Here is a 20117-nt window from a genome sequence, read left to right on the forward strand (position 1 = left end):
GGGTCGAGACCGGTGGTCAGGTGTCGGCGCCGGCCTGAACGTAGGGGCGGTTCAGATCGGGGTGATGTAGGCGATCAGCCACTTGCCGTCGACCTTCTTGTAGTCGACCCGCAGACGGCTGCCGTCGTAGACGGACTCCTTGCCTTTGTCGGTCACCGTGCGGTTCATGTAGACCATCACCGATGCCGAGGTGCGCGCTGCGTCAAGGATTCCCGCTCCGACCGTGTGGGCCTGGCTGACGAGCTCACGGTCGCGTGCCTGCGGGATGATCTCGTTGGTGACGCGGTCCTGGAACTCCTGGCGATATTCCGGGGTCAGCATCGGATACACCTCGGCGAAACTGCGCTCCACGGTCTGGTAGTCGAAGCCGAACACCAGCGGAATCTGCTCTTGCGCCAGCGAGGGCAACTCGGCACGAGCCTGTTCTTCGCCGTTGAGCTCCACCCGATTCCAGTACAGCCAGCCGCCGACAGCGGACAGCGCGACGAAACCGGTGGCCAGAAGCACCGCGAGCGCCCCGAGAAGCCTGGCGGGCCAGTCTCGCATCAGTTGCCCCCGTCGGGGTATTTGAGGTCGTAGGCCGTCATGTGCCCGTTGTCGTCCTCATGGACGATGACGCGCATCCGGTACGGCTCGGACGGTGCGTTGTTCCCGTCCAGATCGGTCACCGTAACGCGCACCGACACCATCACTTTCGCGTTCTGGGCGATCTCGTCGATCTCCTCGAGCGCCGCACCGTTGACCACCGCCTCGGAACTGGCGTTGGTGTCGCGGAACAGCAACTTGAGGTTCTCGACGTTGCCCTCCTGCGTCATCATCGCGCGCAACGGGCCGCTGGTTCCGTCGACGAACCGGTCCACGCTCTCGTCGATCGTGTTCTGGGTGTAGCTGAACATGTTGACTACCGACTGCGCCGCGGTGTCGACGAACCGGCGCTCACGGTCTTGCTTGGCCTCGATGGCGCTCTGCTGGCCGACCATCATCACGACCGCGGCGACCAGTGCGCCCACCGCGACCGCCGTGATCGCGATCGACAGGATCGCCACCATCTGCCGGTGTGGCCGCCGCCGCGGTGGAGGGCCGACGGGCCGCGCGGAGCGCACCGGCGCGGACACTTCGACGCTCAGCCCGGCGGGCGAGGGCGTGGCCTCGGCCTTGGCGGGACCCGCGGCGCGCGACGCCCGGCGGCGCACCCGCTGCGGGGTGGGAACAGACTCTTGCACTACCTACACCTGCTTCGGCGCCAACATCAGATCGACCCAGTTCTCTGCCGGCGCCAGCTTGTCCGAACCGGGCGCGTACACGCCGACGCCACCTGCCGGGTCGACGAACTTGCCGTTCCGATCGTAGGTCGCCGTCGAGGTCCCACTCGCCAGGGGGGCCTCGGCGGGCAGTGGCGCGCTGGGCGCGGCGGGGGCCGGTGCGGGCGCGGCGGGGGCCGGTGCCGGCGCGGGCGGCGCCAGCGGCGGGCGCCCGTACGGCGGCACCACCTGGTCCGGCGGGGCGAAGTACGGCCACGGGGCCGGCTGGGGGCCCTGCTCGTTCGGCGGGACCGGTAGGGGGAACGGCGCGTGCGGCGCCGGTCCGGGACCGGGCGCCACCCCCGGGGGCAGCTGCACCGCAGGTGGACCCGGATCGGGATCGACCTGCGGCGGGATCATCGGGAACTTGTTGGGCGGCAGAATGTTACGGCCGTCCTGGATCGGCGTGCCGACCGGGACCGGCGGTCCGCGCCACGGGTTGTTGCCGATCGGCACGTACCCGCGCGGGTCGCGGCAGAGTTGCACGGTGGGCGCGCGCTTGCCGGGGAACTCCTGGCACGGGTAGTTACGTGCACCGCGCACCACGCTCGGATCGTTCTGCGGCACCTTGCAGTACAGATCGGTGGGAAGGTCGCGCAGCGTGGTGTCGGCCGGGGACCTGATCTGCGTGGCCGGGATGAACCCAGTGGCGCACGGCGGCGGATCCTGGAGATGGATCTTGAAGTCCAGCTTGCCGCCCTCGTCGGCGGGCACGCCGCCGGCGACGGTGTTCAGCGCGGCGAGCAGTGCCGGGAACACCACCAGCGCATGCTCGAGCGACTTGTTGTAGATCACCCCGATCCGGCCGAAGTTGGCCAGGTTGGCGGCGAGCATCGGGAACGACGGCCGGATGCCGTCGAACGTCTCGTTCGCGACGGCGGCGGTGCCGGGCACGGTCTGCAACGTGGTGCGCAGCTGCGGGTCGGCGCCCGCCACCTCGGTGGTCAACCGGCCCAGCGACTCCGCCAGCGACCTGATGTCGTCGCCGCCGCGGATCTGCGCGTCCAGGAACGGTCCGGCCTGGTCGATCAACTGCGCGGTCTGCGGGAAGTTCGCATTGGCCTCGTCGACCAGCAGGCGGGACGATTGGATCAACCGGGCCAGTTCGGGGCCGGAACCGTTGAACGCCTTGAACGCCTCCCGCAGCAGGTCCTGCAGGCGACTGTTGCTGACGCTGCGCACGAGTGCGTCGGCCTCCGACAGCAGCCCGGCGATGTCCTGCCCGATCGCGGTGCGGTCCATGCCGATGTCCGAGCCTTCACGCAGCGTCGCCTCGGACGCGTGCTCGGGCGGCACCAGGTCGATGTACTGCTCGCCGATCGCCGAGACGCTTTTGACGGTCGCCGTCACGTTCTCCGGAACCGGTGTGCCACTGTTCAACTGCATGTGTGCGACGACACCGCGGTCGGACAGGCCGACCGACTTGACGTGGCCGACGGTGACGCCGCGGTAGGTCACGTTGGCGTTCTCGTAGATCCCGCCGCCGGCGACGAAGTTGGCGGTGACGTTGTAGGCGCCGATTCCGACGGCCGCGGGCACGTGCAGATAGAACAGCGCCACCGCACCGACGCTGAGCACGGTGACGATCGCGAAGATCGTCAGTTGGAGACGGGTCAGGCGATCCAGCATTACGGCGCCCCCTCGTGTTGCGTGGCCGTGCCAGGGGGGATCTTGAACGGATCAGCTGCCTGGCCGGACAGGTTGGCCATCGCACCGGTGAGGAAGTCGGGCGGGTTGACGACCTCGCTCATCCGCTTCATGTTCGGGTCCAGACCCAACGAGGTGGTGAAGACCGATTCACCGACGCGGCGCAGGGTCAGGTCGAACGTGACGTACACGTTCAGGTAGTCACCGCGCACCGCGTTGCGCAGGTACTTGTAGTGGAACGGGAACGTCGGCAGGAACTCAAGGTCCTTGATCAGGTAGTCGACGTTGTCGTTGAGCGACTTGATGACCGGGAACAGGTCCTTGAAGTCCGCGGCGAAATCGTCCTTGGTCTCCTGAAGCACCCGGGAGGCCACGGTGGCGAAGCTGCGCAGCGCGGTGAACGCCTCGACGATCTGTGCGCGGTTGTCATTGAGCACCGCCAGCGCCTCGGGCAGCGTGTCCAGCGTGCGGCCCAGACCGTCCTTGCTGCGAGCCAGGATTGCGGCGAACCGGTCCAGGCCCTCGGCCGCAGCGATGATGTCACCGGTCTGTCGATCCAACGACGCGGTCAGTTCCGCAAGCCTGGGCAGCAGACCCGCGAATGTGCCGGACCGGTCCGCGACGGCGGTGTAGGCCTCATCGGTGATGTCCTGCAGCGCACCGAGATTGCCCTTGTTCACGACCACGCCGAGCGACGACAGCACCTCCTCGGTGGTCGGATAGTTACCGGTGCGGTCCATCGGTATCTCGCCGCCGTCGGCCAGGATGCCGGTGCCGTCCGCCGGCGCCGCCAGCTCGATGTGCTGCGAACCGAGCAGCGAGGTCTGCGCGACCTTCGCGGTGGCGTTGGCCGGCAGCCTGACGTTGCCGTCTAGGGACAACTGGACCTTCGCGTAGAACGTGCCGTCGGGGCGCTGCACGGCGTCCACCCCCGACACGCTGCCGACGGTCACGTCGTCGACCATCACCGGCGAGTTCTGCGGCAGCGTCGAAACATCGGGCAATTCCACGGTGATCGTGTACGAGCCCTCGCCGTGACCGGCGGTGCCGGGCATGTTCAGCGAGTTCAGGCCACCGAATTGGCAGCCGGCCAACAGCAGCGTGACCGACGAGAGACCCAATGCGCGACGGATCATCGGCCCGCCTCCGCGGGTGCGGCAGGTCCGGCGGTCGACGGTCCGGTCTCGGGTCCACCGGCGTGCGAGGTCGACGACTCCGGGCCCTCGGCCGGGACCAGCAGCGAGCTCAGGTCGGCGTCCGGGGCGACCTGCGGCGGCGTGACGCCGGGGGCGTTCTGCCACTGCAGGTACGGCACCGGGGTCTCGGCCTTGGCCTCGGTCTGAGGGGTGTCGTAGATGATCTGCCCCTTGTAGGCGGTGATGCTGTTGATCGGGTGGAACAACAGCGGCGGGTAGTTCATCGTGATGCGCTTGAACACCGGGCCCATCCGCTGGCGGCAGATCTCGGCCCGCTTGTAGTTGTCCGGGGTGGCGGCCGCGTCGAACGTGCCGCCGCAGATGAATTGCACCGGGTTGCCGAAGTTCGGCAGCGTCAGCAGACCGCCGACGGTGCCCTGCGCCGGGTTGTAGATGTTGTAGAAGTTGCTCAGGCCGTTCGGTGTGACATGCAGGATCTGTTCGATGTCGTCGCTGTGCTCGGTGAGGATGTTGGTGAAGTCGGTCAGCCGGTTGACCTGACCGATCAGCGCCTCGTTGCTCTCCCCGAGGAAGCCGCGCACGTCGCTGAGCGCCTGGTTGAGGGTGCCCAACGTGACGTCGAGATCCGTGGTGGCATCGGCCAGCACCTGCGACACCGACGCGACGTGGTTGGTGAACTGCACGATCTGTTCGTTGCTGTTCGACAGCGCATCGACCAAGATCTGCAGGTTTCGGATCGTGCCGAACAGATCGGTGCGGGAATCGCCCAACCGCCCCGCGGTCTGGGACAGCTCACGCAGCGCACGGCGGAACGTGTCCCCGTTGCCGTCGAAGGTGTCGGCGGCCTGGTTGACGAAAGAGGTGAGCGGGCCCTGCAACGAACCCTGTTGCGGGCCCAGCTGAGCGCTCAGCTGGGTCAGCTGCTCCTTGACCTCGTCCCACTCCACGGGCACGGCGGTGCGGTCCAGACCGATCTCGGCGCCGTCGCCCAGTTCGGCCCCGCCCGTGTAGGCGGGTGCCAGCTGAATGAATCTGGCAGACACCAGGTTCGGCGCGATGACCAGGGCCTTGGCGTCGGCGGGGATCTTGACGTCGCCGTCGACGGTCATGGTGATCTTCACGTCGCCGGCACGCGGCTCGATCGAGTCGATCTTGCCGACCGGCACACCGACCACCCGGACGTCGTCACCGGGGTACAGGCCGACCGCCGACGTGAAGTACGCCGTGATCTTCTGCCCGGCACGGCTGGGCCACACCAGGTAGGCGCCGACAATGAGCGTGAGGACCAGCACGCACACCAGGACGGTTCGTATCCAGCGGCTCCGCCGCACTGAGTTCCCTTGCGTCATGGCGACTTCGGCCTGATGATCATCCGCTCCGAGATGTAGCCGCGGAGCATGTCGGACAGGCTGTCGGGCAGCTTGCCCGGTTGGAAGTAGGTGTCGAGGAGCACCTCGGCGATCGGGGCGGGCGGCAGACCGTACAGGTTGATCTGGAAACCGGGCCCAGAGCCGACCACCTCGCCGAGCGCGGTGGCGTAGGGCGGAAGCCGCCTGAGTGCCTCGCTGATGTGCTCGCGGCGCTCAAGTAGATTGTCCAGCACCAGGTTCAGCTTCTCCAGCGCCGGCTTGAACTCGCGCCGGTTGTCGGCGACGAACCCGGAGAGCTGTTCCGAGACATCGTCGATGCCCGCGATCAGGTTGCTCAACGCCTGGCGCCGCTCGTCGAGCGCGGCGAACAACAGGTTGCCATCGGTGATCAGCTGATTGACCTGACCGGAGCGTTGCGCCAATGTGTCCGACACGTTCTTAGCGTGGGCGAGAAGCTGATCGAGCGCCTCGTCGCGGGCGTTCAGGCTGCGGGACAGGTTCGCGACTCCGTCGAGCGCGCTGCGCAGTTGAGGGGTGGCCTCGCGCAGAGAATCGGTCAACGTCTGCAGCGCCATCTCGAACTTCGGCTTGTCGAGCGCCGAGATGTTCTGCCCGAGATCCTGCAGCGCGGTGTTGAGGGTGTACGGAGTCGTGGTGCGCCCCAACGGGATCACCGTGGACTCGCCCCCGCCCTTGGGCGTGATGGCCAGCGACTTCTCACCGAGCACGGTATCGGTCTTGATTGCGACCAGCGACTGGTCGCCCACCTTCACGGCCCGGTCGACGGTGAAGGTGATCTTGGCGGCGTCACCGGCCAATTCGACCGCGGTCACCTTGCCGACCGCGAGGCCCGAGACGTTCACGTCGTTGCCCGGCGTGATGCCGCCGGCGTCGGCGAAGTACGCCTCATACGGCTTGCCCTGCGGGAAGAACGGCAGGCTCGAGTACCCGAACGACACCAGCACCAGGCACGCCACCAGGACGATCCCGAAGATCCCGGTGCGCAAGGGGTTCGAACCCTCCGGACTACTCAACTTCGGCACACCTCCCCTTACTCGGATCCGGCGGACCGCCGAACGGGATCAGGATGTCGCTGCCCGCCGGGCCGTTGATCTTCCCCCGCGTCGAGCAGTAGAAGATGTTGAAGAACGAGCCGTAAGCGCCGAGCGCGTTGAGCCTCAGATAGTTCTCCGCCAGCGGCTCGATGACCTTGTTCACGTCCGCCTTGCGCTCGTCGAAGCGCTGTGCGAACGGCCGGACGTTCTCGATCACGCCCTGCACCGGCCTGCGGGACTGCTCCAGCATGTCGGTCAGATCATTCTCGGCCGACGCCAGCGGGCCGATGGCTCCGGCGATCGGATCACGGCCCTCGGCCAGCCCGGTGATCAGCTTCTGCAGCTGGTCGACACTGGCGTTGAACTGTTCACCCTTCTCGTCCACGGTGCCCAGCACCGTGTTCAGGTTGGTGATCACATCGCCGATGAGCTGATCGCGGGCGGCCAGCGTCTGGGTGAACGCGCTGGTGTTCGCCAGCATCGCCGACAGGGCCCCACCCTCACCCTGGAGCAGTTCGATGACCGCGCTGCTGATCTCGTTGACCTTGGCACCGTCAAGACCCTTGAGCACCGGCTTGAGCCCACCCAGCAGCGCGTCCAGATCCAGCGCGGGTTGAGTGTTGACAATGGTGCCGCCCTTGGGCAGCTTGACGAGATCCCCGGGGCCCGAGGTGATCTCGAGGTAGCGATCGCCGACCAGGTTCTCGTAGCGCACCACGGCCTTGGTCGAGGTGTAGAGCTGGTAGCGATCGTTGACGCTGAACGCGACGTCGACGGTGTTGTCGGGATTGAGCGTGACGTCTTCGACGGTACCGACCGGGACACCGGCGATGCGCACATCCTGCCCGGCCGTGAGCCGAGACGCGTCGTCGAAGGTCGCGTGGTACTTGTCCTCGGAGGCGAATCGGAACTCGCCGAAGACCACCACGAGTATCGCGGCGACCAGCAGCATCGCGACGGTGAAGACGCTGACGCTGATGAGGGTTCTGTCACGCCTCACTAGAAGTCGTCCCTTTCCGCGTAGGCGCCGTTGAACAGGAACTGCAGCGTCGAGGGCGCGTCGAACTGCAACTCGGTGTTCGGCTGGTAGGGAACATATGCGTTGTCGGTGACCAGGAAGGGCGTGTGGTACCACGACCCGCCGAACTGCTTGCTCGGAACCTCCGGCAGGCCACGGCAGTTCGGGCCGCCAGACGCGTTCACGATCGGCAGGCTCTCGGGATAGGTGTAGGCGGGCGAGCCCGGCAGGAAGTTCGACGACACGAACAGGCCGGGACGGATCCCGCCGATGATCGGGGCGAAGCGGTCGACCGCGTTGGCGGTGCCTTTGAGGGTGCAGCCGAACACCGGAGAGTACTCGGCGGCGACCTTCAGCGGTGCGCGCAGCCGCTGTATCGCGGCGATGTAGTCGTCGGCCGCCGACTCGAAGGTGGCGGTGCCGTTGTTGGCCAGCCCGGTGGCGGCCAGCAGTGCGGCGTTGAGGTTGTCCTGCTCGTCGACGATGGTCTGGCTGATCGCGGGCGCGTTCTCCAGCACCCGGACCAGGTCCGGGCCGGCGTCGCCGTAGATGTCGGTGACCACAGCGGTGCGACGCAGATCCTCTTGCAGCGCAGGCAGCTTCGGGTTCAGCTGGCCCAGGTAGGAGTTCAGGCCCGACAACAGTGCGCCGAGGTCGTCGCCGTTGCCACGCAGGCCCTCACCGAGAGCCGACAGCGCGGCGTTGAGGTTGATCGGGTCGATCTTGTCCAACAGGTCGGTCAGCGTCTGGAACAGCGTGTTGACCTCTAGCTGCACACTGTCGGCCTTGACCTCGGCGCCGGCTCTCAGCGACTGGCCGTCCGGGTCTTCCGGAGGAAGGAACTCGACCGCCTTGGCGCCGAAGATCGTGGTACCGGCGATGCGTACCGGAGCATCGGCCGGGATGTAGCGCATGTCGCCGCGGTTGATGGCCAGGGTGAGTTTCGCTGCGTCGCCGGCGTACTCGATCGACTCCACCTTGCCGACCTGGATCCCGCGGTACTTGACCTTCGCGTCGACGTCCATCCCCAGACCGGCCCGCGGCGACAGCACCGTGACCCTGTCGGTCGGGGTGAACGCCGCCGTGTAGGACAGGTAGGTGAACACGACGGCGATCAGCACCAGCACAGCGAGGATCGCCGCAGCGATCCTCACCTGGCTGCGCTTGGCGTCACCGTCGGCCATCGTGTTCCCGCCTTACCCGGAGAGGTTGAAGTTGCCGGACGCGCCGTAGACGGCGAGTGAGATCAACAGGACGATCGTCACGACGACGATCAGGGATGTGCGCACCGCCTGGCCCACGGCGATGCCCACCCCGACCGGACCACCGGAGGCGTTGTAGCCGTAGTAGGTGTGCACCAGCATCACCGCGACCGCCATCACGATCGCCTGGAGGAACGACCAGAGCAGGTCGCTGGGGACCAGGAACGTGTTGAAGTAATGGTCGTACAGACCGGCGGACTGGCCGTTGATGTAGACGGTGGTGAACCTCGCGGCGAAGAAGGCCGCGAGCACCGACAGCGCGTAGAGGGGCACGATCGCGATCAGCCCGGCGATCAAACGGGTGGACACCAGGTACGAAACCGCGTGGACCGCCATCGATTCGACGGCGTCGATCTCCTCGGCCACGCGCATGGCGCCGAGCTGTGCCGTGGCGCCCGCCCCGATCGTGGCCGCGAGCGCGATACCGGCGATCACCGGAGCCACGATGCGGACGTTGAGGAACGCCGACAGGAAGCCGGTGAGCGCCTCGATCCCGATGTTGCCCAGCGACGAGTAGCCCTGGACGGCGAGCACGCCGCCGGAGGCCAGCGTCATGAACGCCGCGACGCCGACGGTGCCTCCGATCATCACCAGCGCGCCGGTGCCCATGGACATCTCGGCGATGAGGCGGACCGTCTCCTTGCGGTACCGGGTGATCGCGTTGGGGACGTAACGGAACGTCTCGCCGTAGAACAGCGCCTGCTCACCCACGGTGTCCACGGCGCGGGGGAAGATGCGCAGAAGCCGGCGGAACCGGACGGTGGCGTCGTAGCTCATAGCACCCGGACCCCGATCGCGGTCATGATCACGTTGATCACGAACAGACAGATGAACGCGTAGACCACCGTCTCGTTGACGGCGTTGCCGACGCCCTTGGGGCCACCCTGGACCGTCAGGCCGCGGTAACAGCCGACCAGCCCGGCGACGACCCCGAACAGCAGCGCCTTGATCTCGGCGAGCACCAGCTCGCCCAGGCCGGTCAGGACCGTCAGCCCGTTGATGAACGCCCCTGGGTTCACGCCCTGCAAGAACACCGAGAACACGTAGCCGCCGGACAGGCCGATCAGACAGACCAGACCGTTGAGCAGCAGCGCAACGAAGGTTGAGGCCAGCACGCGGGGTACGACGAGGCGCTGGATCGGATCGATGCCCAGCACCCGCATCGCGTCGATCTCCTCGCGGATCGTGCGCGCGCCGAGGTCGGCGCAGATCGCCGTGGCGCCCGCCCCGGCCACCACGAGCACCGTGACGACGGGGCCGAGCTGGGTGACGGTGCCGAACGCGGTGCCCGCCCCGGACAGGTCGGCGGCGCCGATCTCGCGGAGCAGGATGTTGAGCGTGAACGCGACCAGCACGGTGAACGGGATGGCGACCAGCAGCGTCGGCAACAGTGAGACTCGGGCGATCATCCAGGTCTGTTCGAGGAACTCACGGAACTGGAACGGCCGGCGGAAGGTCTTGACGAACGTCTCCAAGGACATCTCGACGAACCCGCCCACGGCCCGCGCCGGCGCCGCAAGCTGTTCGATCAACCTGAGCTCCGTTCTCGGGACGCGGGGTTCGGGAGGAACGACGGGCGGCGTGCCGTGGCGAATATTGGTATGCCGGGAGCCGACGTCGTGTTCCCACCCCTTGGATAAGCACTGCTCTTAGTAGGCCGGATCATATTAACTAGAACGTGTTCGCAGTGTCAAAGAACGGCAAATCCCGTCAGATTTGTCATATCTGCGCAGCTCAAAGCCAGTGTGACCCACATCATTCTAGAACGTGTTCTAATCGACGTCCAGCACTGACAATCGAGACTGTCAGTGTGGGTCGCCGAGTCCCATCACTGCCGAGAAACTCCGCTCCGGATCGCGGTCAGCAAAGTAATCCTTCAGGGCGCCCGATAAGGCCTCGGGGTCCCACGTGTCACCCTCGGCGCTGAACTGCCGCTCTGCTGTGGGAGCCGCGATGAGGGTCACCGTCGGACCATAGACGATGAAGAGCTGCCCGTTGACCCCTTCTGATGCCGGGGAAGCCAGGAAACGCACCAGGTTCACCACATGCTCGGGTGAGAGCGGGTCGACCCCGCCCTCCGGCAGATCGGGTGCGTCGCCGAACACTCCCGCCGTCATGGCGGTGCGCGCCCTCGGCGCGATCGCGTTGGCCCGCACGCCGAAGCGGCCCAGCGCCCGGGCCGCCGACAGCGTCAACGCCGTGATACCGGCCTTGGCGGCACCGTAATTGGGCTGACCGACCGGGCCGGACAGGCCCGCCTCCGACGAGGTGTTGATGATCCGGCCGTACACCGTGCCGGCCCCGTCGTCGCCGCCGGCCTTGGCCTTCGAGCGCCAGTACGTCGCCGCGTTCCGGGTCAGCAGGAAGTGGCCGCGCAGATGCACCGCGATGACCGCATCCCACTCCTCGTCGGTCATGTTGAACAGGATGCGGTCCCGGGTGATGCCGGCGTTGTTGACGACGATTCCGAGCCCCCCGAGGCCGTCGGCGGTCTCCACCAGCTCGTCGGCCGTCGAGCGTTCGCTGATGTCGCCGGCGACGGCGACCCCCTTGGAACCCACCGCGGCGATCTCGTCGAGGACGTCGGACTTGTCCAGCGCCGGGGCGATGTCGTTGACCACCACGGTGGCGCCGGCCCTGGCGAGCCCGATGGCCTCGGCACGACCGAGGCCGGCGGCGGCCCCGGTGACGACGGCGACGCGGCCGGACAGATCGATTCCGGTCGTCTGAAGGGCGCAAGATTCAGTCAAAGTATGAATACCTCTAGTCGCGGCGGATCAGGGCTGCACGGGGGCACTCGGCGATGGACTGCTCGGCCACCGCCTCCTCCTCCGGGGGGACCGGGTCAGACTTGACGACGGCGTAGTCGTCGTCGTCGAGCTCAAACAGGTCGGGGGCAATTCCTACACAGACGGCGTTGCCTTCGCAACGGTCACGATCCACTTCCACTCGCATCAGATCCTCCTGTCGGTCCGGGCTGTTGGTCCGATCTGCCGGGCACACAGTGTGACACCACCCTGGACCCCAACACTAGAACGTGTTACAACCGGGGAACACCCGAGGTACGCCTTGGCGTCCGGGATGGCACTTTCGAACCAAGGCTCGCAGACAAGTGAGGACGACGCGATGCGAATCGGCTACACCCCCGAACAGGAGGAGCTACGTCGCGAACTGCGGACGTACTTCACCAAGCTCATGACACCCGAACGCGCCGAGGCGCTGGCGTCCGACGACGGCGAGATGGGACGTGGCAACGTCTACCGCGAGACCGTCGCGCAGATGGGCAAGGACGGCTGGCTGACGCTGTCCTGGCCGAAGGAGTTCGGCGGCCAGGCCCGCCCGCCGATGGACGGGCTGATCTTCAACGACGAGGCCGCCATCGCCAACGTGCCGGTGCCCTTCCTGACCATCAACAGCGTCGCGCCGACGATCATGGCGTTCGGCACCGAGGAGCAGAAGAAGTTCTTCCTGCCCAAGATCGCCGCGGGGGATCTGCACTTCTCGATCGGCTACTCGGAGCCGGGCGCGGGCACCGACCTGGCCTCACTGCGCACCACCGCGGTACGCGACGGCGACGACTACGTGATCAACGGCCAGAAGATGTGGACCAGCCTGATCGCGTACGCCGACTACGTGTGGCTGGCCGCACGCACCAACCCGGACGCCAAGAAGCACCGCGGCATCTCGATGCTGATCGTGCCCACCACCGCGGAGGGCTTCTCGTGGACCCCGGTGCACACGATGTCGGGGGTGGACACCAGCGCCACCTACTACCAGGACGTGCGGGTGCCGGCGTCCAACCTCGTCGGCGAAGAGAACGCCGGCTGGAAGCTGGTCACCAATCAGCTCAACCACGAGCGCGTCGCACTCGTCTCGGCACAGCCGATCTTCGTGGCGCTCAACGGGGTCCGCGAGTGGGCGCAGAACACCAAAGACGTGCACGGCAAGCGGCTCATCGATTCGGAGTGGGTGCAGCTCAACCTTGCCCGGGTGCATGCCAAGGCCGAGGTGCTCAAGTTGATCAACTGGGAGCTGGCCTCCGCCGAGGACTCCGCACCGTCCCCGGCCGACGCATCGGCGGCCAAGGTGTACGGCACGGAGCTCGCGACCGAGGCCTACCGTCTGCTGATGGAGGTGCTCGGCACCGCCGCGACCCTGCGCACGAACTCGCCGGGCGCACTGCTGCGCGGCCGGATCGAGCGGATGCATCGCTCCTGCCTGATTCTGACCTTCGGCGGCGGCACCAACGAGATCCAGCGCGACATCATCGGCATGGTCGCGCTCGGCCTGCCCCGAGTGAACCGATAGGACCCGAGATGGATTTCAAGACAACCGAAGCCAGTGACGACCTGGGCGGCCTGGTGCGCACGATCACCGAGTCCGTGGTCACCCCGGATCATCAGCGTGTGCTCGACGCACTCACCCCGGACGCGGGAGGCCGATTCGACCGCGAGCTGTGGGGCAAGCTGATCGACGCCGACATCCTGTCCACCACGGCGCCGGAGGCGTTGGGCGGCGGCGGTTTCGGAGTGCTGGAGGAGGTCGCCGTGCTGGTGGCGCTGGGCCGCCAGCTGGCCGCGGTCCCGTACCTGGAGTCGGTGGTGCTGGCCGCGGGCGCGCTGGCACGATTCGGATCCGAGCCACTGCAGCAGGAGTGGGCAGCACCGGCCATCAGCGGCGAGAAGGTGCTCACGGTCGCACTCGACGGCGAGATGGGCGAGGGACCGGTGCGCGCACAGGCTTCGGCCGATGGTGTCAGCCTGACCGGAACCCGGACCCAGGTGGCTTTCGGGGTGAACGCCGACGCCTTCCTGGTACCGGCCGAAACCGATTCCGGCACCGCTGTTTTCCTGGTGTCCTCCACCGATGACGGCGTGACGGTCACCGCGCTGGACACCACCGGTCACGGGAGTGTCGCCGCGCTGCAGTTACAGGGCGTCGGGGTCGGGAACGACCGGCGTGTCGGCGGGCCCGAGGTACTCGACTGGCTCATCACCCGGCATGCGCTGGCCCGCAGCGCCTATCAACTCGGAGTGCTCGAGCGGGCGCTGGAGATGACGGCGTCCTATGCGCGCGAGCGTGAGCAGTTCGACCGCCCGATCGGCAGCTTCCAGGCGGTCTCGTCCCGCCTGGCCGACGGCTACATCGACATCAAGGGTCTCCGCCTGACGTTGACCCAGGCGGCCTGGCGACTCTCCGAGGACCTGCCTGCCGACATCGACGTGGCCAGCGCGGCGTTCTGGGCCGCCGAAGCCGGCCACCGGGTCGCCCACACCGCGGTGCACGTCCACGGAGGCGTCGGTATCGACGTCGATCATCCGGTGCACCGCTATTTCCTGGCCGCCAAGCAGACCGAGTTCGCTGTCGGCGGGGCTACCGGGCAGTTGCTGCGCATCGGCCGCGAGCTGGCCGACACCCCGGCCTGAGCCGCCCGCCGGTGGCAACCGTCTCGTCCCTGCTGGCCAAACTCGCCGAGGTCGACGACCGAGGGGTGCACTGGGTCGACCCGCAGAGCGGATCGGTGTCGTTCACCAGCTGGCGCAACCACATTCGTGACGGTGCGGCACTCGCGTCGGTGCTGCGCGGCAGGCTCGATCCGGACCGCCCGCCTCACGTCGGGGTGCTGCTCGGGAACACGCCGTTTTTCGGCACCGTCCTGGTCGCGGCGGCGCTGGCGGGCATCGTGCCGGTCGGGTTGAACCCCACCCGCCGGGGTGCGGCGCTGCAGCGCGACGTCGACCACGCCGACTGTCAGCTGGTGCTCGCCGATCGCAACGGCGCACAGGACGGCATCTCGGCCGTCGCCGTCGAATCACCGGCGTTCGAAGCCGAGTTAGACGCCCACCGCGGCGCAGCCGCCGACTTCCCCGACCCCGACCCCGACGACCTGTTCATGCTGATCTTCACCTCGGGCACCAGTGGTGATCCGAAGGCGGTGCGGTGCACCCACGAGAAGATCGCTTTTCCGGGAAACATGCTCGCGCAGCGGTTCGGACTCGGGCCCGGCGACACCTGTTACCTGTCGATGCCGCTGTTCCATTCGAACGCGATCATGGCCGGATGGGCGCCGGCGGTGGCCGCCGGGGCGTCGATCGCCCTGCGCCGCAAGTTCTCTGCGTCGCAGTTCTTCCCCGATGTGCGCAGGTTCGGCGCGACGTACGCCAACTACGTCGGCAAGCCGCTGTCCTATGTCCTGGCCACCCCCGAACGTCCGGACGACTCCGACAACACGCTGCGGATCGCGTACGGCAACGAGGGTGCGCCCCGGGACCTGAACCGGTTCGCCGAGCGGTTCGGGGTGAGGGTGGTGGACGGCTTCGGTTCCAGCGAGGGCGGGGTGTCGATCGCCCGGACCCCGGACACCCCCGAAGGCGCGCTGGGACCGCTGACCGCAGGCGTGACGATCATCGACGTCGGCACGGGCGCCGAATGCGGGCCCGGCGAGGTCGGGGAACTGGTCAACACCGACGGGCCCGGCCAGTTCCGGGGGTACTACAAGGATCCCGATGCCGAAGCCGAGCGCATGCGCGGCGGCGTTTACCACAGCGGTGACCTGGCGTATCGGGATGAGCACGGGTTCGCGTACTTCGCGGGCCGCCTCGGCGACTGGATGCGCGTCGACGGTGAGAACCTGGGCACCGCCCCGATCGAACGGATCCTGATGCGGTTCCCTTCAGTGACCGAGGTAGCGGTGTACCCGATCCCCGATCCGGCGGTCGGTGATCAGGTGATGGCCGCCCTCGTGCTGCCGGAGGAGGTCCCGTTCGATCCCGCCGCCTTCACCCGATTCCTGGCCGAGCAGCGCGATCTGGGCCCCAAGCAGTGGCCGCGATACGTACGCACCGCCCACGCTCTTCCCCGCACCGAGACGTTCAAGGTCCTCAAACGTCAACTCTCCGCCGAGGGCGTCGACTGCGCGGACCCCGTCTACGAGATCGTGCGGCCATGACCGCGCGCCGGGACGACATCGCCACCATGCTGTGCGACCGGATCGGCGACCGGCGGCCCGGGCTGCGCACCCGCGAACGGGACTGGACGTGGGACGAGGTGGTCCGAGAATCGGCGGCCAGGGCCTGCCTGGCGAACACATGGCGCGGCAGCGACGGTGACGCCGTGCACATCGGGGTGCTGCTGGAGAACGTGCCCGATTTCGTGTTTTGGCTCGGCGGTGCCGCACTGGCCGGAGCCACCGTCGTCGGCCTGAACCCGACTCGCGGATCGGACGGGCTGGCCGCCGACATCCGGCACGCCGACTGCGGGCTGATCATCACCGACACCGCCGGTGCGCGCCGACTGGCCGGCCTCGACCACGGCGTGGCGGACGACCGCGTGCTGGTGGTCGACGACCCCGGGTACGCCGAATTGCTGCGGGCCCAGCGGGTCGAACCCGTGCCGGCGCCCGGCGCCGACGAAGCATCCTTGCTGCTGTTGTTGTTCACATCGGGTACGACCGGCAACTCGAAGGCCGTCAAGTGCAGCCAGGGCCGCCTAGCCCGCATCGCGTATGCCGCGACCGACAAATTCGGGCATCACCGCGACGACGTCGACTACTGCTGCATGCCGCTGTTCCACGGCAACGCGATCATGGCGCTGTGGGCGCCCGCGCTGGCCAACGGTGCGACGATATGCCTCACCCCGACGTTCTCGGCGTCCGGATTCCTCTCCGACGTCCGGTATTTCGGGGCGACGTTCTTCACCTACGTCGGAAAGGCGCTGGCCTACCTGCTGTCCACCCCGGAGTCCCCGAATGACGCCGACAACCCGCTGGAGCGCGGGTTCGGCACCGAGGCCTCCCCCGAGGACCAGAGAGAATTCCGGCGCCGGTTCGGTGCGCGACTGTTCGAGGGGTACGGCTCCAGCGAGGGCGGCGCGGTGGCCCGACCGGATCCGTCGGCACCGCCGTCGGCGCTCGGCCGGCCCGCGCACGGCGACGTCGTCGTCGTCGACCCCGTCACGATGACACCGTGTCCCCCGGCGGAGCTCGATCCCCAGGGCCGGGTGCTCAACGCCGACAAGGCCATCGGCGAGATCGTCGACCGGCGGGGCGCCAGTGATTTCGAGGGTTACTACAACAACGATGCCGCCGATGCCGAACGAACTCACAACGGCTGGTACTGGTCCGGCGACCTCGGCTACGTCGACAGCCATGGCTACCTGTATTTCGCCGGCCGGCGCGGTGACTGGCTGCGCGTCGACGGCGAGAACATCTCGACGTTGACCGTCGAACGGGTGCTGCGATGTCACCCGGGGGTGTTGGCCGCGGCGGTCTACGGCGTCCCCGATCCACGGTCGGGCGACCAGGTGATGGCCGCCGTGGAGGTGCCCGACCCGGACTCGTTCGACGTCAATGCGTTCGCGTCGTTCCTTGCCGACCGGGATGATCTGGGCGCCAAGGGTTTTCCCCGTCTGCTGCGGGTGTCGGCGAAGCTCCCCGCCACCGGATCCAACAAGGTGCTCAAACGTGAGCTGCAGGCGCAGCGCTGGCACACCGACGAGTCGGTGTACCGATGGGCGGGCCGGGGACATCCGCGCTTCCGGCTGATGAGCGCCAAGGATCGCGTCGCCCTCGACGCCGAATTCGCCGCGTATGGAAGGGAACACCATGCCTGAATCCGATGAGCACTCGCGCGAGCATGATTCAACCCGGTGGGATGAGACCACCGACGTCCTGGTGGCCGGGTCCGGTGCGGGCGGGGCGACCGGCGCCTATACCGCCGCCAGGGAAGGCCTGGACGTGCTCCTGGTGGAAGCCACCGACAAGTTCGGCGGCACCACGGCGTATTCCGGCGGGGGCGGGATGTGGTTTCCGTGCAACCCCGTGTTGGTGCGGGCGGGTGCCGACGACACCCTCGACGACGCTGTGGAGTATTACACCGCGGTGGTCGGTGACCGCACACCGCGCGCGCTGCAGGAGACCTATGTCCGCAGCGGCGCACCGCTGATCGAGTACCTGGAAAGCGATGAGCTGCTGAAGTTTTCGCTGCTGCCATGGCCGGACTACTTCGGCAGCGCCCCGAAGGCCCGCGCCGACGGGATGCGCCACATCGCGGCCAAGCCGTTGAAGGTGGCCGCCGCCCCACAGTTGCGTGAGCTCGTTCGCGGACCGCTGGACGCCGACCGGCTCGGGCGTGCCCAGCCCGACGACTACTTCGTCGGGGGTCGTGCGCTGATCGCCCGACTCCTCGCGGCCACGGCCCGCTTCCCGCATACGGCGACCCGGTTGAACACCGCGCTGACCGAACTTGTGGTCGACGGCGGCAGGGTTGTCGGGGCAATCGTCGAATCGGATGGAGAGCGCAGAGCCATCCGGGCCCGGCGGGGAGTCCTGTTGGCCGCGGGCGGTTTCGAACGCAATGACGACCTGCGTGCCCGCTACGGGGTGCCGGGAACCTCGCGGGACACCATGGGACCGTGGGGCAATCTGGGCCTGGCGCATCTGGCCGGCATCGCCGCCGGCGCCGACACCGACCTGATGGATCAGGCGTGGTGGTCCCCCGGCCTGACCCATCCCGACGGCACGTCGGCGTTCGCGTTGTGGTTCACCGGCGGGATCTTCGTCGACGATGAGGGCAGGCGCTTCGTCAACGAATCGGCGGCCTACGACCGGCTCGGGCGGGCTGTGCTGACGGCCGTCGCCGACGGCACGGTCACCCTGCCGTTCTGGATGATCTACGACGACGGCGACGGGGTGGTGCCGCCGGTGAAGGCGACCAACGTCTCGATGGTCGAACCGGACAAGTACGTCGCGGCCGGATTGTGGCGCACCGCCGACACCCTCGAGGAGTTGGCGGCGGCAATCGGGGTTCCGCCACGCAACCTGGTGGAAACGGTCGAGAGGTTCAACGGGTTCGTCCGCGAGGGACGCGACAGGGATTTCGGCCGCGGCGACGAACCCTACGACCGGGCGTTCTCGGGCGGCGCGGCGCCGCTGTATCCCATCGAGAAGGGTCCGTTCCACGCGGCCGCATTCGGGGTTTCGGATCTGGGCACCAAAGGCGGGTTGCGCACCGATACCGCCGCGCGAGTGCTCGATCGGGCGGACAATGTGATTCCCGGGCTGTACGCGGCGGGCAACACGATGGCCGCGCCCAGCGGCACCACCTATCCGGGCGGCGGTAACCCGATCGGCACCAGCATGGTCTTCAGCCACCTCGCTGTGCTCGACATGGCAGGAGGAAACCATGAGTGACGCCATCCGCGAGATCGACACCGGTGCGGCGATGACCCGGTTTGCACGGGGCTGGCACTGCCTCGGGCTGGCCGAGGCGTTCCGAGACGGGAAACCGCACGGCATCGACGCGTTCGGCACGCTCCTGGTGGTCTTCGCCGACAGCCAAGGTGCACTCAAGGTTCTCGATGGCTACTGCCGGCACATGGGCGGCAACCTCGCCCAGGGCACCATCAAAGGCGACGAGATCGCCTGCCCGTTCCACGACTGGCGCTGGGGCGGCGACGGCAGATGCACACTGGTCCCCTACGCCAAACGCACGCCGCGCGTGGCTCGCACCCGCTCCTGGCCGACCACCGAGGTCAACGGTCAGCTGCTGGTGTGGCACGACCCGGAGCGGTCGGCCGCGCCGACCGAGCTGATCCCGCCGACGATCGAAGGGTATGACGAGGGCCATTGGTCGCCGTGGCAGTGGAGTTCGGTGCTCATCGACGGTGCCCACTGCCGCGAGATCGTCGACAACAACGTGGACATGGCGCACTTCTTCTATATCCACCACGCGTACCCGACCTACTTCAAGAACGTCATCGACGGACACACCGCCAGCCAGTTCATGGAGTCGAAGCCTCGCCCGGACTTCGTCGCGAATCCGGAAAAGCTCTGGGAAGGAACGTATCTGCGCTCTGAGGCGACGTACTTCGGACCCGCCTACATGATCAACTGGCTGCACAACGATCTCGCCCCCGATTTCACCGTGGAGGTGGCCCTGATCAACTGCCACTACCCCGTGACGCACAACTCGTTCATGTTGCAGTGGGGCGTGGCTGTCCAGCAGATGCCGGCGCTGCCTGCCGAGAACGCCGCCAAGCTGGCCGCGGCCATGAGCCGGTCGTTCGGCGAGGGATTTCTCGAAGACGTGGAGATCTGGAAGAACAAGTCACCGGTGGAGAACCCCCTGCTGACCGAGGAGGACGGCCCCGTCTATCAGCATCGCCGGTGGTACCAGCAGTTCTACGTCGACGCAGCCGATGTCACCGCCGACATGACCGACCGCTACGAACAGGAGGTCGACACCAGCCACGCGTACGACCTCTGGCAGCAGGAGGTCGAGCACAACATGGCGGCCAGGCAGGGCTGAC

Annotated in this window: 18 protein-coding genes; 6 read left to right on the forward strand and 12 right to left on the reverse strand. The window is 67.5% G+C overall.

What is annotated here, in order from left to right:
• Window positions 1–51: 51 nt before the first annotated feature.
• The 12 genes from ACTWP6_RS09490 to ACTWP6_RS09545 all read right to left on the reverse strand — a co-directional run bounded on the left by ACTWP6_RS09490 (window position 52) and on the right by ACTWP6_RS09545 (window position 11765).
• Window positions 52–546 carry a nuclear transport factor 2 family protein gene (locus ACTWP6_RS09490; RefSeq protein ID WP_260755439.1) on the reverse strand — a complete coding sequence of 165 codons (495 nt, stop codon included), beginning with the start codon at window positions 544–546 and terminating at the stop codon, window positions 52–54.
• Window positions 546–1223 (reverse strand): mammalian cell entry protein, encoded by a 678-nt coding sequence (locus tag ACTWP6_RS09495; RefSeq protein WP_260755440.1) that lies wholly within the window; start codon window positions 1221–1223, stop codon window positions 546–548. The genes ACTWP6_RS09490 and ACTWP6_RS09495 overlap by 1 nt, the downstream gene beginning before the upstream one ends.
• A 3-nt stretch (window positions 1224–1226) precedes the next feature.
• On the reverse strand, window positions 1227–2930 hold the full coding sequence (locus ACTWP6_RS09500; protein ID WP_260755441.1) for an MCE family protein: 1704 nt from the start codon (window positions 2928–2930) through the stop codon (window positions 1227–1229).
• Window positions 2930–4084: an MCE family protein gene (locus tag ACTWP6_RS09505; RefSeq protein WP_260755442.1), complete on the reverse strand. Its 1155-nt coding sequence runs from the start codon at window positions 4082–4084 to the stop codon at window positions 2930–2932. Before ACTWP6_RS09505 ends, ACTWP6_RS09500 begins: the two co-directional genes overlap by 1 nt.
• Window positions 4081–5454 carry an MCE family protein gene (locus tag ACTWP6_RS09510; protein ID WP_260755443.1) on the reverse strand — a complete coding sequence of 458 codons (1374 nt, stop codon included), beginning with the start codon at window positions 5452–5454 and terminating at the stop codon, window positions 4081–4083. The genes ACTWP6_RS09505 and ACTWP6_RS09510 overlap by 4 nt, the downstream gene beginning before the upstream one ends.
• Window positions 5451–6509, reverse strand: coding sequence for a virulence factor Mce family protein (locus ACTWP6_RS09515; RefSeq protein ID WP_260755444.1), 1059 nt, complete (start codon window positions 6507–6509; stop codon window positions 5451–5453). Before ACTWP6_RS09515 ends, ACTWP6_RS09510 begins: the two co-directional genes overlap by 4 nt.
• Window positions 6502–7530, reverse strand: coding sequence for an MCE family protein (locus ACTWP6_RS09520; RefSeq protein WP_443187478.1), 1029 nt, complete (start codon window positions 7528–7530; stop codon window positions 6502–6504). Before ACTWP6_RS09520 ends, ACTWP6_RS09515 begins: the two co-directional genes overlap by 8 nt.
• On the reverse strand, window positions 7530–8732 hold the full coding sequence (locus ACTWP6_RS09525; protein WP_443187479.1) for an MCE family protein: 1203 nt from the start codon (window positions 8730–8732) through the stop codon (window positions 7530–7532). The genes ACTWP6_RS09520 and ACTWP6_RS09525 overlap by 1 nt, the downstream gene beginning before the upstream one ends.
• Before the next feature lie 12 nt (window positions 8733–8744).
• Window positions 8745–9587, reverse strand: coding sequence for an MlaE family ABC transporter permease (locus ACTWP6_RS09530; protein WP_443187480.1), 843 nt, complete (start codon window positions 9585–9587; stop codon window positions 8745–8747).
• Complete coding sequence (locus ACTWP6_RS09535) at window positions 9584–10342, reverse strand: MlaE family ABC transporter permease (protein ID WP_443187481.1); 759 nt, start codon at window positions 10340–10342, stop codon at window positions 9584–9586. Before ACTWP6_RS09535 ends, ACTWP6_RS09530 begins: the two co-directional genes overlap by 4 nt.
• 273 nt (window positions 10343–10615) lie before the next feature.
• A complete protein-coding gene (locus ACTWP6_RS09540) occupies window positions 10616–11560 on the reverse strand; it encodes a 3-oxoacyl-ACP reductase (protein WP_443187482.1) in 945 nt (314 codons plus the stop codon).
• A 13-nt stretch (window positions 11561–11573) separates the two neighbouring features.
• Window positions 11574–11765, reverse strand: coding sequence for a ferredoxin (locus ACTWP6_RS09545; protein WP_260755450.1), 192 nt, complete (start codon window positions 11763–11765; stop codon window positions 11574–11576).
• A 171-nt stretch (window positions 11766–11936) separates the two neighbouring features.
• Here ACTWP6_RS09545 and ACTWP6_RS09550 point away from each other — a divergent pair, with 171 nt between their 5' ends.
• From ACTWP6_RS09550 to ACTWP6_RS09575, 6 genes are read left to right on the forward strand one after another with little or no spacing between them, the layout of a single operon-like run.
• Window positions 11937–13118: an acyl-CoA dehydrogenase family protein gene (locus tag ACTWP6_RS09550; protein WP_260755451.1), complete on the forward strand. Its 1182-nt coding sequence runs from the start codon at window positions 11937–11939 to the stop codon at window positions 13116–13118.
• Window positions 13119–13126: 8 nt separating this feature from the next.
• A complete protein-coding gene (locus ACTWP6_RS09555; RefSeq protein ID WP_260755452.1) occupies window positions 13127–14236 on the forward strand; it encodes an acyl-CoA dehydrogenase family protein in 1110 nt (369 codons plus the stop codon).
• Between the two features lie 11 nt (window positions 14237–14247).
• Window positions 14248–15759, forward strand: coding sequence for a long-chain-fatty-acid--CoA ligase FadD17 (fadD17, locus tag ACTWP6_RS09560; RefSeq protein ID WP_260755453.1), 1512 nt, complete (start codon window positions 14248–14250; stop codon window positions 15757–15759).
• Window positions 15756–17420, forward strand: coding sequence for an AMP-binding protein (locus tag ACTWP6_RS09565; protein WP_443187483.1), 1665 nt, complete (start codon window positions 15756–15758; stop codon window positions 17418–17420). Before fadD17 ends, ACTWP6_RS09565 begins: the two co-directional genes overlap by 4 nt.
• Window positions 17413–18999 (forward strand): FAD-binding protein, encoded by a 1587-nt coding sequence (locus ACTWP6_RS09570; RefSeq protein ID WP_443187484.1) that lies wholly within the window; start codon window positions 17413–17415, stop codon window positions 18997–18999. The genes ACTWP6_RS09565 and ACTWP6_RS09570 overlap by 8 nt, the downstream gene beginning before the upstream one ends.
• On the forward strand, window positions 18992–20116 hold the full coding sequence (locus tag ACTWP6_RS09575) for a Rieske 2Fe-2S domain-containing protein (RefSeq protein ID WP_443187485.1): 1125 nt from the start codon (window positions 18992–18994) through the stop codon (window positions 20114–20116). Before ACTWP6_RS09570 ends, ACTWP6_RS09575 begins: the two co-directional genes overlap by 8 nt.
• Window position 20117: the final 1 nt, after the last annotated feature.

It is taken from the genome of Mycobacterium sp. 4D054, from assembly GCF_052245755.1.
Taxonomy (GTDB): Bacteria; Actinomycetota; Actinomycetes; order Mycobacteriales; family Mycobacteriaceae; genus Mycobacterium.

Bases quoted from the DNA above. Each gene is read 5' to 3' on its own strand.
- ACTWP6_RS09490 (WP_260755439.1), bottom strand. From the start codon at position 546: ATGCGAGACTGGCCCGCCAGGCTTCTCGGGGCGCTCGCGGTGCTTCTG.
- ACTWP6_RS09500 (WP_260755441.1), bottom strand. From the start codon at position 2,930: ATGCTGGATCGCCTGACCCGTCTCCAACTGACGATCTTCGCGATCGTC.
- ACTWP6_RS09570 (WP_443187484.1), top strand. From the start codon at position 17,413: ATGCCTGAATCCGATGAGCACTCGCGCGAGCATGATTCAACCCGGTGG.
- ACTWP6_RS09565 (WP_443187483.1), top strand. From the start codon at position 15,756: ATGACCGCGCGCCGGGACGACATCGCCACCATGCTGTGCGACCGGATC.
- ACTWP6_RS09555 (WP_260755452.1), top strand. From the start codon at position 13,127: ATGGATTTCAAGACAACCGAAGCCAGTGACGACCTGGGCGGCCTGGTG.
- ACTWP6_RS09575 (WP_443187485.1), top strand. From the start codon at position 18,992: ATGAGTGACGCCATCCGCGAGATCGACACCGGTGCGGCGATGACCCGG.
- ACTWP6_RS09550 (WP_260755451.1), top strand. From the start codon at position 11,937: ATGCGAATCGGCTACACCCCCGAACAGGAGGAGCTACGTCGCGAACTG.
- ACTWP6_RS09525 (WP_443187479.1), bottom strand. From the start codon at position 8,732: ATGGCCGACGGTGACGCCAAGCGCAGCCAGGTGAGGATCGCTGCGGCG.
- ACTWP6_RS09545 (WP_260755450.1), bottom strand. From the start codon at position 11,765: ATGCGAGTGGAAGTGGATCGTGACCGTTGCGAAGGCAACGCCGTCTGT.
- ACTWP6_RS09510 (WP_260755443.1), bottom strand. From the start codon at position 5,454: ATGACGCAAGGGAACTCAGTGCGGCGGAGCCGCTGGATACGAACCGTC.
- ACTWP6_RS09505 (WP_260755442.1), bottom strand. From the start codon at position 4,084: ATGATCCGTCGCGCATTGGGTCTCTCGTCGGTCACGCTGCTGTTGGCC.
- ACTWP6_RS09530 (WP_443187480.1), bottom strand. From the start codon at position 9,587: ATGAGCTACGACGCCACCGTCCGGTTCCGCCGGCTTCTGCGCATCTTC.